The sequence below is a fragment of the Mesorhizobium sp. M2A.F.Ca.ET.067.02.1.1 genome, from assembly GCF_004023285.1.
Taxonomy (GTDB): domain Bacteria; phylum Pseudomonadota; class Alphaproteobacteria; order Rhizobiales; family Rhizobiaceae; genus Mesorhizobium.
The window spans coordinates 1-25,076 of sequence record NZ_RZSB01000021.1 but is presented as its reverse complement, the minus strand read 5'-3'; the positions used below and the strand labels follow the sequence as shown (position 1 = coordinate 25,076).

23 protein-coding genes and 1 pseudogene are annotated in these 25,076 nt (G+C 64.6%); 19 read left to right on the top strand and 5 right to left on the bottom strand.

What is annotated here, in order from left to right:
• Window positions 1-162: 162 nt before the first annotated feature.
• From EOA28_RS04250 to EOA28_RS04235, 4 genes are all read right to left on the bottom strand, one after another.
• Window positions 163-921 carry a M48 family metallopeptidase gene (locus EOA28_RS04250; RefSeq protein WP_127251475.1) on the bottom strand — a complete coding sequence of 253 codons (759 nt, stop codon included), beginning with the start codon at window positions 919-921 and terminating at the stop codon, window positions 163-165.
• Window positions 922-1,041: 120 nt separating this feature from the next.
• On the bottom strand, window positions 1,042-1,521 hold the full coding sequence (locus EOA28_RS04245; RefSeq protein ID WP_126080124.1) for a DUF2852 domain-containing protein: 480 nt from the start codon (window positions 1,519-1,521) through the stop codon (window positions 1,042-1,044).
• Window positions 1,522-1,636: 115 nt separating this feature from the next.
• Window positions 1,637-2,779, bottom strand: coding sequence for a benzoate/H(+) symporter BenE family transporter (locus tag EOA28_RS04240; protein WP_127251483.1), 1,143 nt, complete (start codon window positions 2,777-2,779; stop codon window positions 1,637-1,639).
• Between the two features lie 2 nt (window positions 2,780-2,781).
• Window positions 2,782-3,552 (bottom strand): alpha/beta hydrolase, encoded by a 771-nt coding sequence (locus EOA28_RS04235; protein ID WP_127251474.1) that lies wholly within the window; start codon window positions 3,550-3,552, stop codon window positions 2,782-2,784.
• 215 nt (window positions 3,553-3,767) lie between these two features.
• Here EOA28_RS04235 and infC point away from each other — a divergent pair, with 215 nt between their 5' ends.
• The 8 genes from infC (at window position 3,768) to EOA28_RS04195 (ending at window position 10,816) form a co-directional block, all read left to right on the top strand.
• On the top strand, window positions 3,768-4,304 hold the full coding sequence (gene infC, locus EOA28_RS04230) for a translation initiation factor IF-3 (RefSeq protein WP_010912915.1): 537 nt from the start codon (window positions 3,768-3,770) through the stop codon (window positions 4,302-4,304).
• Between the two features lie 153 nt (window positions 4,305-4,457).
• Window positions 4,458-5,105, top strand: a complete 648-nt coding sequence (locus EOA28_RS04225) for an isoprenylcysteine carboxylmethyltransferase family protein (RefSeq protein ID WP_127251473.1) — start codon at window positions 4,458-4,460, stop codon at window positions 5,103-5,105.
• A gap of 334 nt (window positions 5,106-5,439) precedes the next feature.
• Entirely contained in the window at window positions 5,440-5,643 is a 204-nt protein-coding gene (gene rpmI, locus EOA28_RS04220; protein WP_027166935.1) for a 50S ribosomal protein L35, read from the top strand.
• Window positions 5,644-5,679: 36 nt separating this feature from the next.
• A complete protein-coding gene (gene rplT, locus EOA28_RS04215; protein WP_042637600.1) occupies window positions 5,680-6,081 on the top strand; it encodes a 50S ribosomal protein L20 in 402 nt (133 codons plus the stop codon).
• 156 nt (window positions 6,082-6,237) lie between these two features.
• The gene (gene pheS, locus EOA28_RS04210) at window positions 6,238-7,335 is read left to right on the top strand and encodes a phenylalanine--tRNA ligase subunit alpha (protein WP_127251472.1); all 1,098 of its coding nucleotides are present in this window, start codon (window positions 6,238-6,240) and stop codon (window positions 7,333-7,335) included.
• Window positions 7,332-7,769 (top strand): GFA family protein, encoded by a 438-nt coding sequence (locus EOA28_RS04205; protein ID WP_126080128.1) that lies wholly within the window; start codon window positions 7,332-7,334, stop codon window positions 7,767-7,769. The genes pheS and EOA28_RS04205 overlap by 4 nt, the downstream gene beginning before the upstream one ends.
• Complete coding sequence (pheT, locus tag EOA28_RS04200) at window positions 7,766-10,174, top strand: phenylalanine--tRNA ligase subunit beta (RefSeq protein ID WP_128314609.1); 2,409 nt, start codon at window positions 7,766-7,768, stop codon at window positions 10,172-10,174. Before EOA28_RS04205 ends, pheT begins: the two co-directional genes overlap by 4 nt.
• Window positions 10,175-10,213: 39 nt before the next feature.
• Entirely contained in the window at window positions 10,214-10,816 is a 603-nt protein-coding gene (locus tag EOA28_RS04195) for a nucleotidyltransferase family protein (RefSeq protein WP_127251470.1), read from the top strand.
• Between the two features lie 210 nt (window positions 10,817-11,026).
• On the opposite strand, the gene EOA28_RS04185 is transcribed toward EOA28_RS04195, so the two are convergent.
• Window positions 11,027-12,022, bottom strand: a complete 996-nt coding sequence (locus EOA28_RS04185; protein ID WP_127251469.1) for an aldo/keto reductase — start codon at window positions 12,020-12,022, stop codon at window positions 11,027-11,029.
• Window positions 12,023-12,118: 96 nt separating this feature from the next.
• Here EOA28_RS04185 and EOA28_RS04180 point away from each other — a divergent pair, with 96 nt between their 5' ends.
• From EOA28_RS04180 to EOA28_RS04125, 11 genes and pseudogenes are all read left to right on the top strand, one after another.
• Window positions 12,119-13,009, top strand: coding sequence for a LysR family transcriptional regulator (locus EOA28_RS04180; RefSeq protein WP_127251468.1), 891 nt, complete (start codon window positions 12,119-12,121; stop codon window positions 13,007-13,009).
• 318 nt (window positions 13,010-13,327) lie between these two features.
• The gene (locus EOA28_RS04170) at window positions 13,328-13,897 is read left to right on the top strand and encodes a cytochrome b (protein ID WP_127250026.1); all 570 of its coding nucleotides are present in this window, start codon (window positions 13,328-13,330) and stop codon (window positions 13,895-13,897) included.
• 66 nt (window positions 13,898-13,963) lie between these two features.
• A complete protein-coding gene (locus EOA28_RS04165; protein WP_127250025.1) occupies window positions 13,964-14,539 on the top strand; it encodes a YceI family protein in 576 nt (191 codons plus the stop codon).
• Between the two features lie 266 nt (window positions 14,540-14,805).
• The gene (locus EOA28_RS04160; protein ID WP_127250024.1) at window positions 14,806-15,792 is read left to right on the top strand and encodes a Gfo/Idh/MocA family oxidoreductase; all 987 of its coding nucleotides are present in this window, start codon (window positions 14,806-14,808) and stop codon (window positions 15,790-15,792) included.
• A 90-nt stretch (window positions 15,793-15,882) separates the two neighbouring features.
• Window positions 15,883-17,538: an FAD-binding dehydrogenase gene (locus EOA28_RS04155; RefSeq protein ID WP_127250023.1), complete on the top strand. Its 1,656-nt coding sequence runs from the start codon at window positions 15,883-15,885 to the stop codon at window positions 17,536-17,538.
• 92 nt (window positions 17,539-17,630) lie between these two features.
• Entirely contained in the window at window positions 17,631-18,605 is a 975-nt protein-coding gene (locus EOA28_RS04150; RefSeq protein ID WP_126080136.1) for a 2-dehydropantoate 2-reductase N-terminal domain-containing protein, read from the top strand.
• A gap of 94 nt (window positions 18,606-18,699) precedes the next feature.
• Complete coding sequence (locus EOA28_RS04145; RefSeq protein ID WP_245463126.1) at window positions 18,700-19,020, top strand: hypothetical protein; 321 nt, start codon at window positions 18,700-18,702, stop codon at window positions 19,018-19,020.
• Window positions 19,021-19,051: 31 nt separating this feature from the next.
• Entirely contained in the window at window positions 19,052-19,939 is an 888-nt protein-coding gene (locus tag EOA28_RS04140) for an RNA polymerase sigma factor (protein WP_127250022.1), read from the top strand.
• Window positions 19,940-20,173: 234 nt separating this feature from the next.
• A complete protein-coding gene (locus tag EOA28_RS04135; protein WP_245463125.1) occupies window positions 20,174-24,244 on the top strand; it encodes a Pls/PosA family non-ribosomal peptide synthetase in 4,071 nt (1,356 codons plus the stop codon).
• Window positions 24,241-24,720: a GNAT family N-acetyltransferase gene (locus tag EOA28_RS04130; protein WP_245463124.1), complete on the top strand. Its 480-nt coding sequence runs from the start codon at window positions 24,241-24,243 to the stop codon at window positions 24,718-24,720. The genes EOA28_RS04135 and EOA28_RS04130 overlap by 4 nt, the downstream gene beginning before the upstream one ends.
• A gap of 17 nt (window positions 24,721-24,737) precedes the next feature.
• A pseudogene (locus EOA28_RS04125) lies at window positions 24,738-25,076 on the top strand (4'-phosphopantetheinyl transferase); the annotation flags it as partial.

The following is a 25,076-nucleotide window of genomic DNA, read 5'->3' as shown; positions in this document are numbered from 1 at the left end:
CGCGGTCGTCATCCTAGGGCGGAGCGACGCGAAGCGGCGCGCGGACCCTAGGATCCATGCCGTTACATCAGCCGAAAGGTGCAGCGGCGGAGATGGCTCAGCTAATCTCCAGCGTTTGCGCTAGCAGTGGCGGCGTTCTTCGCACCGCTGCATCCGCTGTAGCTACTCGAACACAATCGCCTGCAACGCCCCACCATTCCGCTTCAGCCAGTCCTTGCAGCGGTCGGTATCCGGGCAGAGCTTCTCGCACAGCTTCCAGAATTTCGGGCCGTGGTTCATCTCCTTGAGATGCGCCACCTCGTGCGCCACCAGGTAATTTATTACCGCCGGCGGCGCCATCATGATGCGCCAGGAGAAGGAGAGATTGCCCTCCGAGGTGCATGATCCCCAGCGGCTGGAGGTATCCTTGTACCTTATGGCCTTGGCGCGCTTGCCGATCGACTCGGTGTGCTTGACCACCAGCCTTTCGATCTCCTTCTTGGCCTCGCGCTTGAGATAGTCGGCGACACGGCGCGGCAGATGGATGCGCTCGCCATGGACGACCAGAAGCGGGCCGCGGTCGTCGCGCGAGACGGTGACGGTGCCGCGCTTCGAAGGCTCATGCACGATGCGGTGCGGCACGCCGCGGATCGGGATCTTTATGCCGGGGCGCACTTGCGGGCGGGTCGGCACCTTGGCCAGGCGCTGCTCCAGCCAGTCCTGGTGGCGGTCGAGGAATTTCTCCACCTCGCCCCGGCGCAGGCCGGGCGGCACGGTGACGCGGAGGCCCTGGCCGCCGGAATCGATGCGCAATGTGAGCCGCCTGGCCCTGGCGCTTTCGACGATCTTCAGCGGCAGCGTTCGGCCGGCGACGCAATGTTCGCGCTCCACCACAGGGGTGGGCTTTGGCTTGGTCAGATTGCGAAAGAAGCCGAGGGTCATGGCTGGACGATACGCGATTCGAAAAAAACGGCCAGTGGAGGGAAGCTACAAAGAGAACAAAAACGAAACGGCGCCGCTAGACGCGACGCCGCATATCAAGCCGAGACCTGTCGCAGGATCTCAGTCGTCGAGCAGGTTCGTGCCCTTGCCGCGCTTGGCAGCGGGCTTGTCGTCCGAGCCGGTGGTGGTCGGCGCGGTATGCTTGTTACGGTTGGCCATGAAGCGGTCAAACTCTTCCTGGTCCTTGGCGCGGCGCAGTTCGCGGGCGTAGTCGTCGAACTCGGTCAGCATCTCGTCAAGCTTGCGGCGCTCCTCGGCCAGGCGCTCCAGCTCCTTCTCGCGCCAGTCGTCGAAGGCGACGTTGCCGGTGCGGGCCGAACCGTGACCCCAGCGGGCCGCCTTGTCGGAGCCGCGGCGGCAGCCGGCGAAGATGCCGTCGGTCGCGCGGTTGACGTCGCGCTTGAAGCCTTCCAGGCGGTCGCCCCAGATGATGTAGGCGAGCATGGCGAAGCCGAGCGGCCAGAACACCATGAAGCCGATGACCATCAGCGCGATGGTGGCCGGCGTCCAGGCCGGACGGATCAATGCAGTCGTATTCATTTCTCCCAATCCTTCCGTTGGAGACAGCCAAACCGGCTGCGTGGAATCGAAATGGGAAGGCGAAATGGGCTATTCAAGACAAATCCGGCCAAAACCGGCGAAGCTTCTGAAATGATTATCGCTTTTTGAGTTTTTCCAGGAAAAGCACTGCCATGCCGGCGACAAGCCCCCAGAACGCCGCGCCGACGCCGAAGAGCGTGAGCCCCGAAGCCGTCACGGCGAAGGTGACGGTGGCCGGCATGCGGTCGCCAGCGTCATGAAGGGCTATCGACAGCGCGTTGGCCAGGGGCGCCGTCAAGGCTAGCCCCGCGACCAGCACGATCAGGCTTTGCGGCAGGACGGCGAAGATCGCCACCAGCGAGGCGCCGAAGATGGCGAAGATGAGATAGGCGAGCGCGTAGAACGGCCCGGTCTTCCACCGCTCGGCCGGGTCTGGATGGACGTCGGGGCCGGTGCAGATGGCGGCCGAGATCGCCGCGAGATTGGTGGTCGCGGCGCCGAACGGCGCCGAGAGCAGCGAGAACAGGCCGGTGACGCCGATCAGCGGACCGGGCTCCGGATGATAGCCCGCTGCGCGCAGCACCGCGAGGCCGGAGAGGTTCTGCGAGGCCATGGTGACCAGGTAGAGCGGCAGGGCAAGGCCGATGGTCGCCGATGCGGTGAATTGCGGCGCAATGAACGTCAATGTCGACAGTTCCGGCACAGGCAGGCTGCCGACGCGGCCGGTGAGGAAAGCGGCAAGGCCGCCGCCGACCAGCACCACCAGCACCGATAAAGCCGGATTGAACAGGCGAATGACGAAGAAGGCGGCGATCAGCGGCAGGATCAGCCAGGGATCAGCGGGAATGGTTTTCACCGCATTGACGGCGAAACTGACCAGGATGCCGGCCAGCATGCCGGACGCCACAGAGGCCGGAATCTGCGCGATCAGCCGGGTCAGCGGCTTGAACAGGCCGGTGGCGACCAGAAGGACGCCGGTGACCATGAAGGCGCCCACGGCCTGCGGCATCGTGAAACCGCTGGAGGCCGCGATCAGGGCGAGACCCGGCGTCGACCAGGCGGTGATGACAGGCATTTTCGTGCGCCAGGACAGCCACAGGCATTCCACGACCATGGCAAGGCAGATCGCCGTCACGCCGCTGGCGGTCTCGATCTGTGTGGCGCCGACCGCCTTGGCGGCGGCGATGACGAGGGCCAGCGTGCCGCCAAAGCCGACGATCGCGGCGACGAAGGCGGATATCGGGATGGAGATGCGCACGGTCACGCGGCCCGCCTGACCATGTCGGCGACGGCGCGCTGCAGCATATCGAGATCCTCGGGACGGGACAGGCGATGGTCGCCGTCGGGGATCAGCGACAGCGTCACGTCGTCGGCGGGAAGCATCGATGCGAGCTTCAGCGCATGGCTGGACGGCACGTCCGGATCGGCCAGGCCCTGCAATATGTGCACCGGACAGTGCGTGTCGATCGGTCCGGTCATGACCCGGTTGGCGCGGCCGTCCTCGATCAGCGCCCGGGTGTAGATATAAGGCTCGTCCGAATAGTCGGACGGCTCGGCAAAAAATCCCTTTTTAGAAAGATCGCGCCTCTGTGCCTTGGTCAGCACCGGTTCGATCAACTCGAAAGTGAAGTCAGGCGCCGGGGCAAGCAGCACGAGACCAGCCACCCGGTCGTCGCCCGCCCGGCGCAATTCCTGCACCATGCGCAGCGCGATCCACGCCCCCATCGAGGAGCCGACCAGTATCTGCTTGCCTTTGCTGAAACGCCGGAAGACGGCGAGGCTCTCGGCCAGCCATCTGGAGATCGTGCCGTCGGCGAATTCGCCGCCCGACTCGCCGTGGCCGGAATAGTCGTGGCGCAGATAGGCGCGGCCCTCGCGAGCGGCCCAGGCGGCAAGCGTCTCCGCCTTCGTGCCCAGCATGTCGGACTTGTAGCCGCCGAGCCACACCACGCCGGGCGCCGCGCCGGGCGCCTGCCTGACGGCGATGCTCGATCCGTCCACGTCGATGAAAACCGGAGCGCCGGCGGCCATGGGCTTGGTCCTTTCCGCCGGTCTTTTGACACAGGCGGTGGTTCAACGAAAAGTGCTCGCGGCATTTCTTTGCTTGGTGCAGACAATTGCAGGCGGCAGGTGATTTTCCGGCAGGGCTATGCTATTGACTCACGCCCCGCGCTCACCACATAGGCGCGTCCACCTGTTTTGACTCTACAGAAACCCTGAACGAAACGGCCGAGGAGACCACGACCATTCGCAGACCTTTCAAAGCAGCGGCACCCACCAAGGACGGGCCGCGCTCCAACCGAGACATCCGGGTTCCCCGGGTCCAGCTTATCGACGCCGAAGGCCAGAACCGCGGCGATGTTTCCATCAACGACGCATTGCTGCTGGCCGAAGAGGCCGGGCTCGATCTCGTCGAGATATCGCCCAATGCTGTACCGCCCGTCGTCAAGATCCTCGATCTCGGCAAGCTGAAATACGCCAACCAGAAGAAGGCGGCCGAGGCGCGCAAGAACCAGAAGGTCATCGAGATCAAGGAGATCAAGATGCGCCCGAACATCGACAGCCATGACTACGAAACCAAGATGAAGGCCGTGCGGCGCTTCTTTGAGGAAGGCGACAAGGTCAAGCTGACGCTGCGCTTCCGCGGCCGCGAGATGGCGCATATGGAGCTTGGCATGCAGCTTCTGAACAAGGTGCGCGAGGAAGTGGCGACGATCGCCAAGGTCGAGGCGGAGCCGAAGCTCGAAGGCCGCCAGATGATGATGGTTCTGGCGCCGCGCTAAATCCCGCCAAAATCATGGTGCAGGGGCGTCCCGACGATCGGCGGGACGCCTGTTTTCTGTCCGATCGCGAGCAAATCGACGACCGAGTTCTTCGGTTGCGTGCAAATCTCGACGATCGCTTCGCGATCGCGAGCAGACGATCGGGTTTTCCTCATGGCCGATGAAGTGAAGTCCAAGCCTGCCAGGCAAACGCCAGGTCTCGGCGGCTATCAGTATATGCGCCGCGTTGTGCTGGCCGTTCTGATCGTGGTGCTGTTTGCCGCGCTTCTGTTCGGACAGTCGACTTTTCCGCCGGACACGCCGGTGCACGAAACGATCGAGATGTTCGGCGTGCTCTTGATTTTTCTCGGCATAGTCGGGCGATTGTGGTCGACGCTTTATATCGGGGGGCGCAAATCCTCCGAAGTGGTCACCGGCGGGCCCTATTCGATCACCCGCAATCCGCTCTATCTGTTCTCGACGGTGGCGGCCGCCGGCGTCGGCGCGCAAATCGGCTCGTTTTCAGGCATCATTCTCTTTGCGCTGCTGTGCGCCGGCGCGTTCCACATCGTCATCCTGCGCGAGGAGCGGTATCTGAAGGAAGTGCTCGGCGCCCCTTACGCGGCCTATCTTGCCAAGGTGCCGCGTTTCTTCCCGAACCTGACGCTCTACCAGGAGGGCGACACCGGCAGCTTCAAGCCGCGCCTGCTGTTGAACACGCTGCTCGACGGGCTGGTGTTCCTGGTGGCGCTGCCGGCCTTCGAGCTGATCGACGGCATGCAGCAGTCGGGGGTGTTGCCGGTGTGGTTCACGCTGCCGTAGGAACGGTGATCCTCAGGTGAGGCCGGCCTGCAAACGGCGGCTTCCTGCGCTTCCGGTGCTCACGTACTTTAAGTACGCTCCGCTCCGGTTCTCGGAAGCCACCGTTTTCGACTCGGCCTGACCTGAATCTCAACCGTTCCCCCCGACGCACATCGAGAACACCGCGTCACACGGCTTGAGGTGTTGCACACAGGCCGTCTTTGATCTATAGGACCGCGGTTCTAGAAAACCGCCCGGCAGGGCATGCCGTGGCGGTTTCATTTGCTTTTCGGGCTTTGGTCGGCCCGAAGCGGACAAGAAGCGCGATGGTGCGCCACCAATACGGAGTAGCAAAATGCCCAAGATGAAGACCAAATCGGCCGCCAAGAAGCGGTTCAAGATTACTGCCACCGGCAAGGTGCTATCGGCTGCCGCCGGCAAGCGCCACGGCATGATCAAGCGTTCCAACAAGTTCATTCGCGATGCCCGCGGCACGATGGTTCTGGCTGAACCGGACGGCAAGAAGGTCATCAAGAATTTTCTGCCGAACGGCCTCTGAGCATTCGGCCTGGTTACGTTTTAAGGAGATCATGACATGGCACGCGTCAAGAGAGGCGTCACCGCCCACGCCAAGCACAAGAAGGTCCTGAAAGCCGCCAAGGGTTTCTACGGCCGCCGCAAGAACACCATCCGCATCGCCAAGCAGGCGGTGGAGAAGTCGCTGCAGTATGCCTACCGCGACCGCAAGAACCGCAAGCGCTCGTTCCGCGCGCTGTGGATCCAGCGCATCAACGCGGCGACCCACGAGCATGGCCTGACCTATGGCCGTTTCATCGACGGTCTCAACAAGGCCGGCATCGAGATCGACCGCAAGGTCCTGTCGGACATGGCCATCCACGAGCCGCAGGCTTTCGCCGCGCTGGTCGCCAAGGCCAAGGTCGCGCTCGAATATCTGAAGAACACCACGCCGAATGCTTTTGAGAGCGCTGTCGCCTAAGCCAGCGCTTCCCAAGCATTTCTAGTACTGATTTGGGGAACCCGCGCTGGCACGGCTGGCGCGGGTTCTTTTTTGCACCTGATGTAACCAAAATGGCACCCGCGTAGTCACAATCGTAACGCGCTAAAGCAGCCACCGAATAGAAAGAATTTCGCCGTGAATGCCACTGCTGGAAATCTTGAAGCCCTGGAAGCTTCGTTGCTCGCCGAGATCGCGGCGGCCTCGGACGAGGCCGCGATCGAGGCGGTGCGCGTCTCGGCGCTGGGCAAGAAGGGCTCGGTCTCCGAAATGCTGAAGACGCTGGGCGCGATGAGCGCCGAGGAACGGCAGGTGAAGGGCCCAGCGATCAACGGCCTCAAGAACCGCGTCACCGAGGCGCTCATCCAGCGCAAGGCCGAGTTGAAGGACGTGGCGATCGCCGCCCGGCTCGAGGCCGAGAAGGTCGATGTCACGCTGCCTGTGCGCCAGTCGCCCGCCGAGCGCGGCCGCATCCATCCGATCAGCCAGGTGATCGACGAGATCGCGGCGATCTTCGGCGATCTCGGCTTCTCGATCGCCGAAGGCCCGGATATCGAGACCGACCACTACAATTTCACCGCGCTGAACTTCCCCGAGGGACATCCGGCGCGCGAGATGCACGACACCTTCTTCTTCCAGCCGGACGAGAAGGGCGAGCGCAAGCTGTTGCGCACGCACACCTCGCCCGTGCAGATCCGCACTATGGAGCGGCAGAAGCCGCCGATCCGCATCGTCATCCCCGGCAAGACCTACCGACAGGATTCCGACGCCACGCATTCGCCGATGTTTCACCAGGTCGAAGGGCTGGTGATCGATAAAACCGCCAACATCGCCAACATGAAGTGGGTGCTGGAGGAGTTCTGCAAGGCCTTCTTCGAGGTGCCTAGCGTCAAGATGCGCTTCCGCCCGTCCTTCTTCCCGTTCACCGAACCCAGCCTCGAGGTCGACATCCAGTGCGACCGCTCGCGTCCGGGCGAAGTGCGCTTCGGCGAAGGCTCCGACTGGATGGAGATCCTGGGCTGCGGCATGGTGCATCCCAACGTGCTGCGTTACGGCGGGCTCGATCCCGACGAATATCAGGGCTTTGCCTGGGGCATGGGTATCGACCGCATCGCCATGCTGAAATACGGCATGCCGGATTTGCGCGCCTTCTTCGATGCCGATGTGCGGTGGCTCACGCATTACGGCTTCCGGCCGCTCGACCTGCCGACGCTGTTTGGGGGATTGTCGACATGACTGCTCCCCACACCGGGGGCTGCCGGTGCGGCGCGGTGCGGTTCGAGGCCTCGGCCGAGCCGCACCACATCAGCTATTGCCATTGCGGCGACTGCCGGCGCGCCACCGGCGCGCCGGTGTCGGCCTTTGTCGGCTTCATGGCCGACCAGGTCGCGCTCGAAGGCAAGTCGCTGAAAAGCTATCGCAACGGCCCGGTGGAGCGCTCCTTCTGCGGCATTTGCGGCTCGCCGATCGCCTATGTCGATAAGCGGCTCGACAACAAGATCTATTTCATGCTCGGCGTCATGGACATGCCGGCCTATTTCAAGCCGACGCTGCATGCCTATGTGCGCGAGCAACTGCCCTTCCTGCACATGCCGGACGACCTGCCGAGACATCTGAAGACCAGCGTGCCCCGACCAGAAGGGCAAGGACCGAACGGAACAGAACCATGAAATTCACGCTCTCCTGGCTCAAGGACCATCTCGAGACCGACGCCTCGCTTGCCGAGATCGTCGAGCGGCTGACCGCGATCGGCCTCGAAGTCGAACATGTCGACGACAAGGCAGGCTTGAAACCCTTCGTCATCGCCAAGGTGCTGACGGCGGTGCAGCACCCCGATGCCGACCGGCTGCGGGTGCTGACCGTCGACACCGGCGACGGCAAGCCGCCCGTGCAGGTGGTGTGCGGGGCGCCCAATGCCCGCGCGGGGATGATCGGCGCCTTCGCCGCGCCCGGCACCTACATCCCGGGCATCGACGTGACGCTCTCGGTCGGCAAGATCCGCGGCGTCGAAAGCCATGGCATGATGTGCTCGGAACGCGAGCTGGAACTGTCGGACGAGCACAGCGGCATCATCGATTTGCCTGAGGATGCGCCGGTCGGCACCAGCTTCGCGGCCTACGCGCATCTCGACGATCCGGTGATCGAGATCAACCTGACGCCGAACCGCCCGGACGCGACCAGCGTCTACGGCATCGCGCGCGACCTCGCGGCGAGCGGGCTCGGGCGGCTGAAGACAGCGCCCGTGGAAGCGATTCCGGGCAAGGGCGCGACACCGGTCAAGGTCACGATCGAGGCGCCCGAGCTTTGCCCCGGCTTCGCGCTGAGGCTGGTCAAGGGCGTCAAGAACAGCCCGTCGCCGAAATGGCTGCAGCAGCGGCTGATCGCCATCGGGCTCCGGCCGATCAGCGCGCTGGTCGACATCACCAACTACGTCACCTTCGACCGCGGCCGGCCGCTGCATGTGTTCGACGCCAAGAAAGTCGCCGGCAACCTCGTGGTGCGCCGCGCCAGGGACGGCGAGAAGGTGCTGGCGCTGGACGGACGCGAATACACGCTGACGCCCGAAATGTGCGTGATCGCGGACGACAATGGCGTGGAATCGATCGCCGGCATCATGGGCGGCGAGCATTCGGGCTGCGACGAGAACACCACTGATGTGCTGATCGAATCCGCGCTCTGGGATCCGATCACCACGGCCCGCACCGGCCGCGCGCTCGGCATCATCACCGATGCCCGCTACCGCTTCGAGCGTGGCGTCGATCCCGAATTCATGGTGCCGGGTGTCGAGCTGGCTACCAAGCTGGTGCTCGATTTCTGCGGCGGCACGCCGAGCGAGATGGAGGTTGCCGGCTATGCCGGACACAAGCCGATGGTCGTGTCCTTCCCGCTGTCGGAAGTGAAGCGGCTGACCGGCATCGAGGTGCCGAGGGAAGAAACCCTCGGAATCCTGACCCGTCTCGGCTTCGAGCCGCAGGGCTCGGACGACGTCTTCAAGGTGAGGGTGCCCTCATGGCGGCCGGATATCGACGGCAAGGCCGACCTGGTCGAAGAGGTGATGCGCATCCATGGCGTCGACAACATCTTGGCCCAGCCGCTGACCTCGCACGACGCCGTCAACGGCAAGATCCTGACCACGCTGCAGGTGCGCACCCGCGCCGCCAAGCGGGCGCTCGCCGTGCGAGGCATGATGGAGGCCGTCACATGGTCGTTCATCCCGGCCAAGCACGCCGAGCTGTTCGGCGGCGGCCAGACGGCGCTGAAGCTCGCCAACCCGATCGCCGCCGACATGTCCGACATGCGGCCTTCGCTGCTGCCCGGACTGATCGCCGCGGCGCAGCGCAATGCCGACCGCGGCATCGGCGACGTGGCGCTGTTCGAGGTCTCCGGCACCTATGAAGGTGACGCGCCCGAACAGCAGCGGCGAGTGGCAGCCGGCGTGAGGCGCGGCACGGCCAAACTCGACGGTTCGGGCCGCAGCTGGGCCGGCAATGCCGGTCCGGTCGGCGTGTTCGACGCCAAGGCGGACGCGATCGCGGCGCTGGAAGCCTGCGGCGCGCCGGTCGACCGGCTGCAGATCGAGCCCGGCGGCCCGGCCTGGTATCACCCGGGACGTTCCGGCACGATCAAGCTCGGCCCCAAGACGGTGCTCGGCACTTTCGGCGAATTCCATCCGAAGACGCTGGACGGGCTCGACGCGTCCGGCCCGATCTGCGGCTTCGAAGTCTTCGTCGACGCCGTGCCGGAGCCGAAGGCCAAGCCGACGCGCACCAAGCCGAAGCTGGAGCTGTCGCCCTTCCAGGCGGTGAAGCGCGATTTCGCCTTCGTCGTCGACAGGACGGTCGAGGCCGGAACGCTGGTGCGAGCAGCCTTGGCTGCCGACAAGAAGCTGGTCACCGGCGTTTCGGTGTTCGACGTCTTCGAGGGCGCGTCTCTCGGCGCGTCCAAGACGTCGATCGCCATCGAGGTGTCGATCCAGCCGGTCGAAAAGACGCTGACCGACGAGGATTTCGAGGCGCTGGCCAAGCGCATCGTCGAGAACGTCAACAGGCAGACGGGCGGCGTGTTGAGAGCATAAGGCATTGCCGGCAGGTGGCGAATCGCCTTCCAAAGGGCGATGGACCACCTCCGCTATTCCGGCCTTCCCTTCGAAACGCAACGCGCGGCTTTCCTCGCCATCGTCGCGGCCGACCCGCTGTTGGCCGAGACGCTGTCGCGGGCGCGGGCGCTTGCGCTGCCGGATTGGCTGGTGGTTTCCGGCGCGCTCTACAACAGCGTCTGGAACCATCTGGCCGGGAAGCCGCCGGGCTACGGCATCAAGGACGTCGATCTGTTCTATTTCGATGATGCCGATCTCTCTTACGAGGCCGAGGATGCAGTGATCCGCCGGGCGGCGACGCATTTCGAGGGGCTGCCGCTGCCGGTCGAGGTGCGCAACCAGGCGAGGGTGCATCTGTGGTATCCGGTGAAGTTTGGGCAGGAATGTCCGCGGTATGCGAGTTCGAGCGAGTCGGTGAGCTATTTTGCGTCGAAGACGCATGCGGTTGGGGTGCGATACGGTGCTGACGGGGCGCTGGAGCTGGTGGCGCCGTTCGGGCTGGATGATATCTTTTCGTTTCGCATCACGCCGAACCGGGCGCTGGACAATCAGCGGACCCATGAGGCGAAGGGGAGAAGGGCCAGGGAGTGCTGGCCGGAGATTGAAGTGGTGCCGTGGTAGGGGCGCACAGATAAGAGACGTCGGCGCGAGGCCCCCCTCTCTGCCCTGCCGGGCATCTCCCCCTCAAGGGGGGAGATTGGCAGCTCTGCCGACGGCGCTTCCTCCTCATCGGTGAAAATTGGCGAAAGCCGGCGCGACATCTGATCTCCCCCCTTGAGGGGGAGATGGCCGGCAGGCCAGAGAGGGGGGCCTCGCGCCGACTTTCAACTCTCACCTATTCACCAGCGCCAGCAGTTCCTCCGTATAGCGCTTGCCGACCACCTTGTCCGGCGACAGCGCATCGCCGATCGCCGCCACTTCCGCAGCGCTCAACTCAATCCCGGCCGCCGCCGTATTCTGCTCCAAGTGGCGTATCTTTCTTGCACCGGGGATCGGCACGATGAAATCGCCCTGGTGCAGCACCCAGGCGAGCGCCAGCTGCGCCGGTGTCACGCCCTTTTCCGTCGCCATCTTCTCCAGCACTGCAATGACGGCGTTGTTGGCTGCCATCGCCTCGGCCTGGAAGCGCGGCAGAGTGAGGCGCCAGTCGCCGGCGCCGAGCGCGTCGGGCTTGGCGATCGTGCCGGTAAGCAGGCCGCGGCCGAGCGGGCTGTAGGGGACAAAGCCGATGCAGAGCTCGCGGCAGACGGCGAAGACCTCGTCCTCGGGATCGCGGCTCCACAGCGAATATTCGCTCTGCACCGCGGCGATCGGGTGCACGGCATGCGCCCGGCGCAGCGTCGCGCCGCTCACCTCCGACAGGCCCAGCGCCCTCACCTTGCCCTCGCGCACCAACTCGGCCATGGCGCCGACCGTGTCCTCGATCGGCACGTTGGGATCGACGCGGTGCTGGTAATAGAGGTCGATGACATCGGTATCGAGCCGCTTCAGCGAAGCTTCCGCCACCGCCTTGACGTGCAGGGGGCGGCTGTCGACGCCTGCCATGCGGTCGAGGCCGGTGCCTTGGTCGAGGATCTTGAAGCCGAACTTGGTGGCGATGGTCACTTTGTCGCGCACCGGCTTCAGCGCCTTGCCGAGGAGGATTTCGTTCTCGAACGGACCATAGACTTCGGCCGTATCGAAGAAGGTCACGCCGATTTCGACGGCGCGGCGCAGCGTGGCGATGGCCTCGGCCTCCGGCTGGCCGCCATAGGCGAAGCTCATGCCCATGCAGCCGAGGCCGACGGGAAAGACTTCGAGTTCAGTTCCGAGTTTGCGGGTTTGCATGACGCATCTCCTTGTTGCGATGGGCATGAGATAGCGCCTGGAACCTTGTTCGATAATTGGTTCTCTTTTGTACGGCTTGCTCTATAGAATAGAACAATGAACCGGACGAACCTTTCGCAGCTCGCCGTGCTTGCCACAGTCGCCCAATGCGCCAGCTTTCGGGGCGCCGCGCGCGAGCTCGGCATCGCGCCCTCGGCCGTGAGCCACGCCGTGTCGAGCCTGGAAGCGCGGCTCGGCGTGCGGCTTCTGGCGCGCAGCACGCGCAGCGTCGCGCCGACCGAAGAGGGCGCGCAGCTGCTCGAACGGCTCCGCCCGGCGCTGTCCGAGATCGATCTTGCGTTGGAAACAGCGGTCGAGGCGCGCGACCGGCCGGCCGGCAATCTGCGGCTCACCGTGCCACGCACGGCCGCCCACCTGACGCTCACGCCCAGGCTCGGCGCCTTTGCCGCGGCCTATCCCGATATCGTGCTGGAGATCGTCATCGAGGATCGCTTCACCGATGTGGTCGAAGGCGGCTTCGACGCCGGCGTGCGCCTCGGCGAAAGCCTGCAGCGCGACATGATCGCGGTACGCATCGGGCCCGACATCCGGGGCGCGGTGGTCGGCTCGCCATCCTATTTCACCTCCATGCCGAAACCGCGCCATCCACGCGAGCTGGCCGACCATCGCTGCATCCGCTTCCGTTTCTCCAGCGGCATCCTCTACCGCTGGGAATTCGAGAGGGACGGCGAGGAGATCGAGATCGCGGTGCAAGGGCCGCTGATCCTCGACGAGGACGAGCTGATCGCCCAGGCGGCGGTCGACGGCGCCGGTCTCGCCTTCGTGTTCGAACCCTATGTGCGGGCGCCGCTCGCCGACGGCAGGCTGATCCGCGTGCTGGAGGACTGGTGCCCGTCTTTCGAGGGTTTCTTCGTCTATTATCCCAGCCGCCGGCAGATGCGCCCTGCGCTGCGGGCGTTTGTCGATTTCTTCAAGGTGAGCGGGTAAGCGGTCGTTGAAAGCGCCGACAGCAGGCTATCAATTCAGCGTTGATCGCAAGTCCTGTCAAACGCTGGCGCCGCCCCTCATCTGCCTGCCGGCATCTTCTCCCCGTTGAACGGGGAGAAGGGCGCAGTGGCCGGCGGTTTCGCCAATCGCCAACGCCGCAGGAAAGAACGCCGGCGTCGCGGCCAGCCTCTTTCTCCCCGTTCACGGGGAGAAATGCCCGGCAGGGCAATGAGGGGCGGCGCCAGCGTCTGGAATTGTCTGGGGGGCAAGACATAGAATACTTCGGAAGAAAGCTGATCTCAGCGGCGTTCTTCGGCCATGGAATCCCTCACCAACACCCCTACCCGCTACGGCTGGGCGATGATCGTCCTGCACTGGCTGATCGGCGTCATCTTCATCGGCCAGTTCGCGCTCGGCGTCGTCATGGTGCGCACGACAAGCCAGCGCGCGTCCTTCGAGCTGATCCAGCTGCACAAATCCTTCGGCTTCCTGCTGCTCGGCCTGATCATCCTGCGCATCGCCTGGCGACTCGGCAATGCGGCGCCAGCGCTGCCGGCTTCGGTCGGAACGATGGAGCGCAGGACCGCGCCGCTGGCGCATTTCGCGCTCTATGCCTTCCAGATCGCGCTGCCGCTTTCCGGCTGGGCGCTGGTGTCGGTGTCGACGCTGGAAATCCCGACCATGCCGTTCGATCTCTTCGTGATGCCCAATCTGCCGCTCGCCGAATCCGACGCTTCGGAGAGCTTTTGGACGTCCGCGCATTGGTATCTCGCCTATGCCGGTATCGGGCTGGTGGCGCTGCACATCGCGGCGGCGCTGCGCCACCATTTCCTGCTGCGCGACAATGTGCTGACGCGCATGATCACACCTTCGTCAGGCAGGGAATAGAAACGCGCCACCATTCGTTGGTGGGGCAAGAACGCAGAAAAGCGTATCTGCGGAAGGAAAAAACCCATGAACGCGCGTATCCTCGGATTGGCGGCCTTTGCCGCTTGCCTTGCCGTGCCTGCCATTGCCGCGGTGGCGCTCAGCGACGCCGCCGGCAGCTACACGATCAGCCCGTCGGGCTCCTCGATCCGTTTCACCATCGGCAAGGCCGGCGGCGGCGGCTTCGACGGCGCTTTCGGCCGCTTCAAGGGCACGATCCGCATCGACAATGGCGATGTCGGCCGCTCCAAGGTCGACCTCACCATCTATCCCGAAAGCGTCGGCACCGGTCAAGCCCGCATCGATGCCTTCCTGCGCTCCGACGCGGTGTTCGACGCGGCCAACAACCCGGAGATCCAGTTCCGCTCGACCAGCGTGACGCGCACCGGCGACACGACGGCGGTCGTGACCGGGCGGCTGACAGCGCGCGGCAAGACGTTTCCGGAGAAATTCACCGCCGAGCTCGGCGGATTGAAGGGCGGGACCATCAAATTCCACGTCACCGGCAAGGTGCTGCGGTCGCGCTACGGCATGGATGTCGGCACGCCGCTCTATTCCAATGTCGTCAATTTCGACATGACGCTGACGGGGAAGAGGGGGTAGTTCCAAGCTCCGCTTCCTCGAGTTCGTGATCCTAGGGCGAGCAAGGAGCGAAGCGACGCGCGCAGACCCTAGGATCCATGCCGTGACGCTAAGGCGTTGCAGCAGTTACAGAATTCTGCACCGCTGCACTTTACGTCATAGGTCACGGAATGGATCCTCGGGTCAAGCCCGAGGATGACGAACGCGTTTTGTGACCCGCGTCTGCGATTGGCTTTTCTCCAGAATTGGGGCACACCTCCATGATGTAACCGACATGGAGAAGCGTGATGTTCCGATGGGGTGTTCTGTCGACGGCGAAGATCGGCCGCGAGCAGCTTTTGCCGGCAATCGTGGATTCGGAGAACGGCGTGCTGTCGGCGATCGCCAGCCGCGACCTGTCGAAGGCGAAGGCGCTGGGCGAGCGTTTTGGCGCCCGTCATGCTTTCGGCTCCTATGAGGAGCTGCTTGCCTCGAAGGAGGTCGACGGCGTCTACATCCCGCTGCCGACCTCGCAGCATGTCGAATGGACGGCGAAGGCGATCGAGGCCGGAAAGCATGTGCTGGTGGAAAAACCGCTGGCGCTCGACGCCAGGGACATTCCGCCGCTGATCAAGCTGCGCGACGAAAAGAAGGTGCTGGTCTGCGAAGCCTTCATGGTCGTCTACCACCCGCAATGGATCAAGGTGCGCGACCTGATCGCTGGCGGCGCCATCGGCCGGCTGCGGCACGTGCAAGGCGCGTTCTCCTACTACAATGTCGACCCCAACAACATGCGCAACAAGCTCGATCTGGGCGGCGGCGCGCTGCCTGACATCGGTGTCTATCCGACAGTGTCGACGCGCTTCTCGACCGGCAAGGAGCCGATCCGCGTGCAGGCGACGATCGAGCGCGACAAGACCTTCGGCACCGACATCTATTCCTCGATCCGCGCCGATTTCGGCGACTTCGAATTGTCCTTCTATCTCTCGACGCAGATGGCGGCGCGCCAGGTGATGGTGTTCCACGGCGAGAAAGGCTTCATCGAGGTCTTCGGCCCGTTCAATGCCGGGCTCTACGAGCACCACCGCATCGAGCTGCACAACCAGAACCATACCGAGGCGCAGGTGTTCCGCTTTCCCGGCACGCAGCAATACCGGCTGGAATGCGAAGCCTTCGTGCGCGCCGCCCAGGGCGGCAAGGACCGCGTCTTCACGCTGGAGGAATCGGTGCTCAACCAGAAGGTCATCGACGCCATCTTCCGCGCCGGCGAAAAGGACGGCTGGGAGCCGGTCTGACGATTTTTGCTTTTACGCAATTCCGCGTCACACTTTTCCTGGAATTGCGTAGGCTCCGAATAAGTTTGCCGGCTCATTCTGGGAGGAAAAATGGCTGACGCGGACGTGATCATTGTCGGCGCGGGGCTGGCCGGCCTCGTGGCCGCGGCCGAGCTGGCGGAGGCAGGCAAGAAAATCATCATCGTCGACCAGGAGCCGGAGCAGTCGCTGGGCGGCCAGGCCTTCTGGTCTTTCGGCGGGCTGTTCCTGGTCGATTCGCCGGAGCAGCGGCGCATGCGCATCCGCGATTCGCACGACCTCGCGCTCGAGGACTGGATGGGCACGGCCGCCTTCGACCGGCCGGAGGATTTCTGGCCGCGCAAATGGGCCGACGCCTATGTCGGCTTCGCCGCCGGCGAGAAGCGCTCCTGGCTGATCGAGCGCGGCTTGAAATTCTTCCCCGTCGTCGGCTGGGCCGAGCGCGGCGGCGGCAATGCCGTCGGCCACGGCAATTCGGTGCCGCGCTTCCATGTCACATGGGGCACCGGACCCGGCGTGCTCGAACCTTTCGTGCTGCGCGTGCGCGAGGCGCAGAAGCGCGGGCTGGTCGAATTCAGGTTCCGTCATCGGGTCAACGAGATCATCCGCACCCGCGATACCGTCACCGGCGTGCGCGGCGACGTGCTGGAGGCGAGCAGCGTCGAGCGCGGGCATAAGAGCTCGCGCGCCGTGTCCGGCGCGTTCGAGCTCAGCGCGCAAGCAGTGATCGTCGCTTCCGGCGGCATCGGCGGCAATCACGAGCTGGTGCGCAGGAATTGGCCCGAGCGCCTGGGCGCGCCGCCCAAGCGCATGATTACCGGGGTGCCCGACCATGTCGACGGGCGCATGCTTGCGATCACCGAGGCCGCGGGCGGCAGGATCATCAACCGCGACCGCATGTGGCACTATGTCGAGGGCATCAAGAACTGGGCGCCGATCTGGACCGAGCATGCGATCCGCGTCCTGCCCGGTCCCTCCTCGATCTGGCTCGACGCGCGCGGCAAGAGGCTGCCGGTGCCGCTCTATCCGGGCTTCGATACGCTCGCCACGCTTAGCCATATCATGGGCACCGGCTTCGACTATTCCTGGTTCATCCTGACCAGGAAAATCATCCAGAAGGAGTTCGCTCTGTCGGGCTCCGAGCAGAATCCGGACCTCACCGGGAAGAGCTGGCGGCAAGTGCTGGGCCGCGCGACATCGGGCATTCCCGGCCCGGTGAAAGCCTTCATGGAAAAAGGCGAAGACTTCATCGTCGAGGCCGACCTTTCAAAGCTGGTGGCGCGCATGAACGCGCTGGCCGGCGGCGAGCCGCTGCTGGACGTCGCCCAGGTCGAGCGCGAGATCCGCGCCCGCGACAGGCAGCTCGACAACCCGTTCTCCAAGGATGCGCAGATCACGGCGCTGCGCGGCGCGCGCACCTATCTCGGCGACAGGCTGATCCGCACGGCCAGGCCGCACAAGATGCTCGATCCGGCGAACGGCCCGCTGATAGCGGTGCGCCTCAACATCCTCACCCGCAAGACGCTGGGCGGGCTTGAGACCGATCTCGACAGCCGCGTGCTCGATGCCGCCGGACAGCCGGTTCCGGGGCTCTACGCGGTCGGCGAGGTAGCCGGCTTCGGCGGCGGCGGCCTGCATGGCTATGCGGCGCTGGAGGGCACCTTCCTCGGCGGCTGCATCTTTTCGGGGCGCAGCGCCGGACGGGCGGCGGCGGCCACGATTGCGTGAACGGAGGGGGCAGGTGATCGCCGGGTTAGCGACAACGCTGTAGGCTTTTTCAGTCAACAGTTGTCGACCGAACTCCAATCAGCGGGAAGAGCATGCGCATCATCGTCTATGGCATCGGCGCGATAGGAGGCGCCATCGCGGCCCAGCTGAGTTTTTTCGGCCACACGGTCCTCGGCATCGCCCGCGGCAGGCAGCTTGATGCCATCCGCGCTTCGGGACTGTCGCTTTCCACTCCGCAAGGCACCAGGACCGCGCGCTTTCCTGTCTATGCCGACCCGGCGGAGATTTCCTTCGAGCCGGACGATGTCGTGCTGCTGACGATGAAAACGCCAGACACGCTCGGCGCGCTGCAACGGCTCAACGCCGCCGGCCTGGCGACGCAACCCGTATTCTGCTTCCAGAACGGCGTCGCCAACGAGGCGCTGGCCTTGCGTTTCTTTGCCAATGTCTATGGCGCAACGGTGATGCTGCCGGCCGATTACGACACGCCCGGCGAGGTCGGGACCTATTTCGCGCCCAAGATCGGCGCCTTCGACATCGGCCGCTATCCTTCCGGAACCGACGACGCGGTCGAGAAACTGTGCGGGGTCCTGAGCACGTCCGGCTTCATCGTCGAGGCCAGGGACAATGTGATGGACAGCAAATACCGCAAGCTGCTGGCCAATCTTCGCAACATCATCGACGCGGCGCTTGGCGACACCGAGCTTCAGCGGAAATGGTATGCCAGGGCGCTCGCCGAGGCGGAGGCGGTGCTGACCGCCGCCGGAATAGCGTGGGACAAGACCGACGCCATGGCCCGCCAGGAACTGACCATAACCGCCATTCCCGGCCGAACGCGCGTCGGGTCGTCGACGCTGCAGAGCATCGTGCGCGGGACGGGCTCCCTCGAAACCGACTTCCTCAACGGCGAGATCGTGCTGCTCGGGCGGCTGCACGGCATGGCGACGCCCGTCAACGCAGCCTTGTGCAGACTGTCGATCGCGCTGGCCAGCGGCCGGATGCGGCCGCAATCGGCCGGCGACGACACGATCGCCTCCATGATCGGCGCGGCCGACGGAACCGGCTGATCGCCGGAGGCAATCAAAAAACAGAGCCGCCCGAGAATCCTTTCGGGCCCATGGAACGTCTTCCTCACGCAGACACGTCAAACAGGAGACGACCATGAACTACAACCTCATCCGCTACGGCGTGAAGGACGCCGGAATCGTCGAGAACCGGACGCTGGTGACAAAGGTGTTCGAGGCGCTGGATGAAACAAAACCGCAAACCGTGCGCTATCTCGTGCTCGAACTCGACAACGGCGAATTCATCCACATCGTCGGTTTTGAAAAAGACAGCTCGGCGCTGACCGAGCTCGACGCGTTCAAGGCATTCAGCGCCGATCATGCCGGCCGGCGTTCGACGCCGCTTGTGAGGTCGCCGGCGAAGATCGTCGGCAACTATCGTATGCTGGCCAGGGCCAATGAAGCCGTGCCCGCCTGACCTTGGCATTGGCGAGGCGAGAAAGAGGACGATGAGCTTGGCAGGGTTCGGCCGCGCGGAACTTGAAGCCATGCTCGTCGGCCTGCGCCCGAAACTGCACCGCTATGTCGCGCGCATGGCGGGCTCCGCCATCGAGGGCGAGGACATCGTGCAGGAGGCAGTGGTGAAGGCGCTCGCCGCCCATGATGGCGGCGCTCTCGTCGAACGCCCCGAGCAGTGGCTGTTCCGCATCGCCCACAATGCGGCGCAGGATCATCTGCGCCGCCGCCAGCGGGAGCGCTCCCGCGTCACCGAGGCCGACATGACGACGATCGAGGATCTCTCGGCCAATGCCGAGGCGAGGCTCGCGGCGGCGGCAAGCCTGCGCAGCTTCATGCAGCTTACGCTGGCGCAGCGCAGCGCCGTGATCCTCGTCGACGTGCTTGGCCTCACCTTGCATGAGACCTGCGAGGTGACGAGCGCGACGCTTGCCGCCACCAAGGCGGCTCTGCATCGCGGCCGGGCGGAGTTGAAGGCGCTGGCTTCGGCGCCGGCCGACGTCGCGATGCCAAAACTCGAACCGGAAGAAGAGCGCCGGCTGCGCCGCTATATCGACCTGTTCAACGCGCGCGATTTCGACGGGGTCAGGGCGCTGATCGCCGAGGACGTCCAGGTCGACGTCGTCAACCGGACCCGCCTCGACGGCAAGAAGGAAGCCTCGACCTATTTCGGCAATTACGAGCGCCTCGGCGACTGGGCATTGTCGCTCGGCTTCGTCGATGACCTGCCGGCGATCCTCATCCGCAACCCGCAGGCGGACGATGCCGTGCGCGGCTTCGTGCTGGTCCATTGGCGTGGCGAAGAGGTTGTGCGCATCCGCGATTTCCGCCATGCACCCTACTGCCTCGAGAATGCCCACGTCCGTCCCGTCGCGGTTTGATCGTCGCGTGAGGCACTGCTCCATCAAATCATCGTGAGGCCGCGCGATCGTCACGGATCGGCCATCAGCGCAGCAGCATAGGCCTGCTCGAAGTCGGCCAGTCCCCGGTCCCATACGCGCCACGGCACGATCATTTCACCGTCCGCGAAGAAGGCGCCTGGCTGGCCGTCGTTAGTTTTTTGTCATTTCACCAATCACGTAATGCGGGCGGACAGGAGCCCGCGAGGTTCTCCGATGTCTCTTACCGAAGCCACCAAGCCCGCCAAGCAGGATTCCCGCAAGGCCAAAGCAGCGACCGCGGCGCCGCCGCGCGAGCAGATCCTGATCGGCCCCGATTTCATCCAGAAAGGCGAGCCGCACGAGCGGCTCGACCGGTTCTTCGCCGATCTGGCGGGCCGCTTCGACGCCGCACCGGCGGTCATCTCCGACGGTCGGCCCTGGTCGTATCGCGAGCTGAACAGCCGCGCCAACCAGTTCGCCCATCTGTTGATCGAGCGCGGCGTCAAGCCAGGCGACAGGATCGGCCTTTTGCTCGACCGCTCCGCCGAAACCTATATCGCGGTGCTTGCCGTGATGAAGGCCGGGGCGGCATTCGTGCCCTTGGCCACCGCGTTTCCCGAAGACCGCATGGTGATGATCATCGAGGACGCCCACGTCACGATGGTGATCAGCGTTTCCGGTTATGCGGCGCGCGTGGCGCGCCTGCCCGTTCCGCATATCTCGATCGATTCGGCGGAGTCCGAAATCGCGCTCCAGCCGGAAACGGCGCCCCTGCCGGACGGCGCCCAGGATCAGACCTGCTACATCCTCTACACGTCGGGCACCACAGGCAAGCCCAAGGGCGTGGTCATCACCCATCAGAGTTTTTGCAACTTCATCCGTGTCGCGGCGGCATCCTATGGCTACCAGCCGGGCGACCGCGTCTATCAAGGCATGACCATTGCCTTCGATTTCTCCTCGGAGGAGATCTGGGTGCCGTTCGCCGCAGGCGCGACCGTCGTGCCGGCGCCCGGCCAGCAGCCGTTGGTGGGCGAGGAGCTGGCCACTTTCCTGCGCGAGCACACCATCACCTGCATGGCCTGCAGCCCGACGCTGCTGTCGTCGATCGAGAGCGATGCGCCAAGCCTGCGCGCGATCCTTGTCGGCGGCGAGGCCTGCTCTCACAAGCTCGTGGTGCGGTGGGCGAAGCCTGGCCGTCAGATCCTGAACACCTACGGCCCGACGGAGGCGACCGTCACAGCCACCATGGCCTTGCTGACGCCGGATGAACCGGTGACGATCGGCAGGCCGCTGCCCACCTATTCGATCGCCATCCTCGATCCGAAAAAGCCACAGGTTCTGAGCGGCGACGCGTTGGGCGAGATCTGCATCGGCGGCATGGGCGTTGCGGTCGGCTATCTCAACCGGCCGGAACTCAACGATGAGAAATTCATCCATGATTTCATCGGTCTGCCGAACAACCCAGGCGGCCGCATCTATCGGACGGGAGATCTTGGCCGGATCAACGACAAGGGCGAGATCGAATACCACGGACGCATCGACACGCAGGTCAAGATCCGCGGCTATCGCATCGAGCTGGGCGAGATCGAGGCCGTGCTTTTGGATCAGCCCGGCATCGCGCAGGCGGCGGTCACGACCTGGGAGATCGAACCCGAGCGCACCGAGCTGGTCGGCTACTATGCCCCCAAAAGCGGCGGCGACGGTGTGGACCGCACCGCTCTCGTGCAGGAGCTGAAGCGACGGCTGCCCGATTACATGGTTCCGGCCTATCTCGAGCAATTGCCCGCGATCCCGATGACCGTTTCCAACAAGGTCGACCTGAGGAAGTTGCCAAAGCCGACGAGCGCGCGTGTCGCCGCCGGCCATGCGATGATCGACCCGCGCAACGAGGACGAGACGCTCCTCGTGGAGACGCTGGCGGACGTGCTGAAATTCGAGGACATCTCCATCGAAGATCACTTCTTCGACGACCTCGGCGCGAACTCGCTGCTGATGGCGCGGTTCTGCGCGCGCATCCGCTCGCGCAAGGCCTGGTCGACGACGTCGATGCGCGACATCTACCTGCACCCGACGGTAGCGAAGCTTGCGGAATATCTGCGGGAACCCCAGACGGCCGCGGTTGCCGCGCGCGAGCCGATGTTGACGCACAGAGCCACCAATCTTGCCATCTGGGCGACGGGATTCGGCCAGCTGCTGTTCTACGCGGTCTACAGCTATGCGGCGTTGTGGACGATCAATGACGGCCTCAATTGGGTCTATGACGCCCTGGACGACCCGGTGTCTCTCTATCTGCGTTGCGTTCTTCTGTCCGCCGGCGTGTTCTTTGGATTGAGCGGCTTCGCCGTCGCCGCCAAATGGCTGCTGGTCGGCCGCTGGAAAGCCGAGACCTTTCCGATCTGGGGTTGGCGTTACTATCGATTCTGGATCGTCAAGACTCTGGTCCGCAGCGCTCCGGTCGTGCTGTTCCGCGGCAGTCCGCTCTATAGCCTCTATCTGCGCCTGCTCGGCGCGCGGCTCGGCAATCGCACCGTCGTCGAGTGCCGGGCCGTTCCGGTCTGCACCGATCTGATCGCCATCGGCGACAACTCGATCCTGCGCAAGGACTCGACGATCCTCGGGTTCCGCGCGCAGGCCGGCTATATTCATACCGGGCCGGTCAATATCGGCAACAACGCCTTTGTCGGCGTCGGATCGACGCTCGACATCGACACGCGCATGGGCGACAGCACCCAGCTCGGCCACGCTTCGTCGCTGCATCGCGGACAGACCATTCCGGCCGGAGAGCACTGGCACGGCTCGCCTGCGATCCCGACGGAGGCGGATTACTGCAACGTGCCCAACGTCCCATTGTCGCGGGTGCGCCGCGTCATCTACGAGGCGATCCAGCTCTTCATCCTTTTTGCCATCGTCACGCCGTTCCCGCTTCTGTTCCACAGCTACTGGGAAAATGTCGGCGACGACTATGATGAGACCATCGGCGTCGTGGCGATCGGCACCACGGTCACGGTGGCGGGCTTCATCATCGGCGGGGTGCTGCTGGCGGCCATCGTGCCGCGGCTGTTCAACCTCGTGCTGAAGCCCGGCCGGAACTATTCGCTCTACGGCTTCCACTACTGGCTGCAAACGATGCTGGAACTGGTCAGCAATGTGCGGCTGCTGAACGTGCTGTTCGGCGACAGTTCCGCCGTCGTCTATTATCTGCGCGCCATCGGCTGGAAGCTGAACAAGGTGGATCAGACCGGATCGAATTTCGGCACCAACCAGCGGCATGAAAACCCGCAGCTGAGCGAGATCGGCTCGCACACGATGGTGTCCGACGGCCTGTTCATGGTCAACATGCAGAAGTCGGCCAACTCCTTCCGGCTCGAGCATACGCGGGCCGGCGAACGCAACTTCTTCGGCAACAACATCATCTATTCACCGGATTCCCGCGTCGGCGACAATTGTCTGCTCGGCACCAAGGTTCACGTGCCGGTGGACGGCCCCGTGCGTGAGAATGTCGGGCTCCTGGGCTCGCCACCATTCGAAATTCCGCGCATGGTCAATCGCGACAAGGAGCTTCTCGGATTGATCTCCGACAAGGAGCGCAGTCGCCGCCTGCCGCTGAAGAACCTGCACAATCTGGTCACCGCTCTGATGTTCGTGGCCGCGCAGTGGCTGATCCTGTTCCTGACGCTCGCAATCTGGGACCGCGCGCTGAACTACTATACCGAGTGGGGGCAGACGGCACTGTTCGTGGCGGTGATGCTGACCACGGCGATCGGCATCCCGTTCTATATCTTCCTCGAGCGCGCCAGCCTCGGCTTCCGCCGCCTGAAGCCCAGGATGGCGACGATCTACGACCCGGTTTTCTGGCGGCACGAACGTCACTGGAAGCTGTCCGATTCACCGATCATGGGCCTGTTCACCGGCACGCCGTTCCGGCCGCTGATCCTGCGCATGCTGGGCGTGAAGGTGGGGCTGCGCCTCTATGACGGCGGCTGCATCATCACCGAGCGGTCGCTGGTGGAGATCGGCGACGACGTCACGCTCAACGAAGGCTGCGTGATCCAGCCGCACTCGCTGGAGGAAGGCGCGTTCAAGTCTGACTACATTCGTATCGGCAATGGCTGCACGCTGGCGCCGTCCGCTTTCGTTCATTACGCGGTGACGATGGGCGAGGGGTCGGTGGCCGACGTCGACTGCTTCGTCATGAAGGGCGAGGTGCTGGAGCCGAACACGGTCTGGCGCGGCAACCCGGCGAAGCTCTATGGCGTGGTGACGCCGATCGACGCCCGCGCGATGGAAGCCGGGCACGCCGCGTGACGCGCCGCGCCGGCACCAGCGACCGGCCGGTTGCCCTGGAGCCTGTCGGCAAGGGCAACCGGGCGGCGATAATGGCGCTCGAACTGTTGCCGGAGCAGCAGGAGCACGTCGCCTCCAACGCCGAATCGCTGGCGGAGGCCGAGCAGGATGACGAGGCGATCGCCCGCGCCGTGGTCTTCGCCGGGCGCGTGGCCGGATTCCTCATGTACAGCGCGCCAAAGGACGATGACGAAGCGATCGTCTATCGCTTCATGATCGACCGCCGCGAGCAAGGCACAGGTCTTGGCCGCGCCGCTGTCGGCAAGGCGCTGGAAGAGATTGCGAAGCTCGGCCACATCCGCCGCGTTGCGATCTGCTACGAACCGGAGAACGAGGCGGCGCGCCGGCTTTACGCCGGCTTCGGTTTCGTCGAGCAAGGACTGGACGAAGACGACGAGATGATCGCCACGCTCGAACTGGGGCGGATAGAGCGTTGAAAACCCGGCCGCAAGGCATGTCGGCAAGCATCCGACACACCGTCGAGCAGGCATTGGCCGGCCTCGCGCCGCCCGGCCTGAGCGCCGGTTGCCGTCATATCCTCGCCGGCGACGAACAATATATCCTGCCCGCGGAAAGCGCTTCCATGGCGACGCGCGAACCCGGCGCGCGCGCCGCCACCGGGGCAGGCCGCCACATCGCGCATGAATTGCTGCGGCGTCTGGGATGCGTGAACCCCGCGATATTGCGCGGCCGATCGGGAAGCCCGATCTGGCCGGCCGGCATTGTCGGCTCGATCGCGCATGACGACACGATTGCCGTAGCAGTCGTCGCGCGATCCGGCGCGCTGCGAAGC

What these genes read in the sequence shown, in the direction of transcription:
- EOA28_RS04250 (WP_127251475.1), bottom strand. Translation starts at nt 921, where the DNA reads ATGACCCTCGGCTTCTTTCGCAATCTGACCAAGCCAAAGCCCACCCCT.
- EOA28_RS04245 (WP_126080124.1), bottom strand. Translation starts at nt 1,521, where the DNA reads ATGAATACGACTGCATTGATCCGTCCGGCCTGGACGCCGGCCACCATC.
- EOA28_RS04235 (WP_127251474.1), bottom strand. Translation starts at nt 3,552, where the DNA reads ATGGCCGCCGGCGCTCCGGTTTTCATCGACGTGGACGGATCGAGCATC.
- EOA28_RS04225 (WP_127251473.1), top strand. Translation starts at nt 4,458, where the DNA reads ATGGCCGATGAAGTGAAGTCCAAGCCTGCCAGGCAAACGCCAGGTCTC.
- rpmI (WP_027166935.1), top strand. Translation starts at nt 5,440, where the DNA reads ATGCCCAAGATGAAGACCAAATCGGCCGCCAAGAAGCGGTTCAAGATT.
- rplT (WP_042637600.1), top strand. Translation starts at nt 5,680, where the DNA reads ATGGCACGCGTCAAGAGAGGCGTCACCGCCCACGCCAAGCACAAGAAG.
- EOA28_RS04205 (WP_126080128.1), top strand. Translation starts at nt 7,332, where the DNA reads ATGACTGCTCCCCACACCGGGGGCTGCCGGTGCGGCGCGGTGCGGTTC.
- pheT (WP_128314609.1), top strand. Translation starts at nt 7,766, where the DNA reads ATGAAATTCACGCTCTCCTGGCTCAAGGACCATCTCGAGACCGACGCC.
- EOA28_RS04195 (WP_127251470.1), top strand. Translation starts at nt 10,214, where the DNA reads ATGGACCACCTCCGCTATTCCGGCCTTCCCTTCGAAACGCAACGCGCG.
- EOA28_RS04185 (WP_127251469.1), bottom strand. Translation starts at nt 12,022, where the DNA reads ATGCAAACCCGCAAACTCGGAACTGAACTCGAAGTCTTTCCCGTCGGC.
- EOA28_RS04180 (WP_127251468.1), top strand. Translation starts at nt 12,119, where the DNA reads ATGAACCGGACGAACCTTTCGCAGCTCGCCGTGCTTGCCACAGTCGCC.
- EOA28_RS04170 (WP_127250026.1), top strand. Translation starts at nt 13,328, where the DNA reads ATGGAATCCCTCACCAACACCCCTACCCGCTACGGCTGGGCGATGATC.
- EOA28_RS04165 (WP_127250025.1), top strand. Translation starts at nt 13,964, where the DNA reads ATGAACGCGCGTATCCTCGGATTGGCGGCCTTTGCCGCTTGCCTTGCC.
- EOA28_RS04160 (WP_127250024.1), top strand. Translation starts at nt 14,806, where the DNA reads ATGTTCCGATGGGGTGTTCTGTCGACGGCGAAGATCGGCCGCGAGCAG.
- EOA28_RS04155 (WP_127250023.1), top strand. Translation starts at nt 15,883, where the DNA reads ATGGCTGACGCGGACGTGATCATTGTCGGCGCGGGGCTGGCCGGCCTC.
- EOA28_RS04150 (WP_126080136.1), top strand. Translation starts at nt 17,631, where the DNA reads ATGCGCATCATCGTCTATGGCATCGGCGCGATAGGAGGCGCCATCGCG.
- EOA28_RS04145 (WP_245463126.1), top strand. Translation starts at nt 18,700, where the DNA reads ATGAACTACAACCTCATCCGCTACGGCGTGAAGGACGCCGGAATCGTC.
- EOA28_RS04140 (WP_127250022.1), top strand. Translation starts at nt 19,052, where the DNA reads ATGAGCTTGGCAGGGTTCGGCCGCGCGGAACTTGAAGCCATGCTCGTC.
- EOA28_RS04135 (WP_245463125.1), top strand. Translation starts at nt 20,174, where the DNA reads ATGTCTCTTACCGAAGCCACCAAGCCCGCCAAGCAGGATTCCCGCAAG.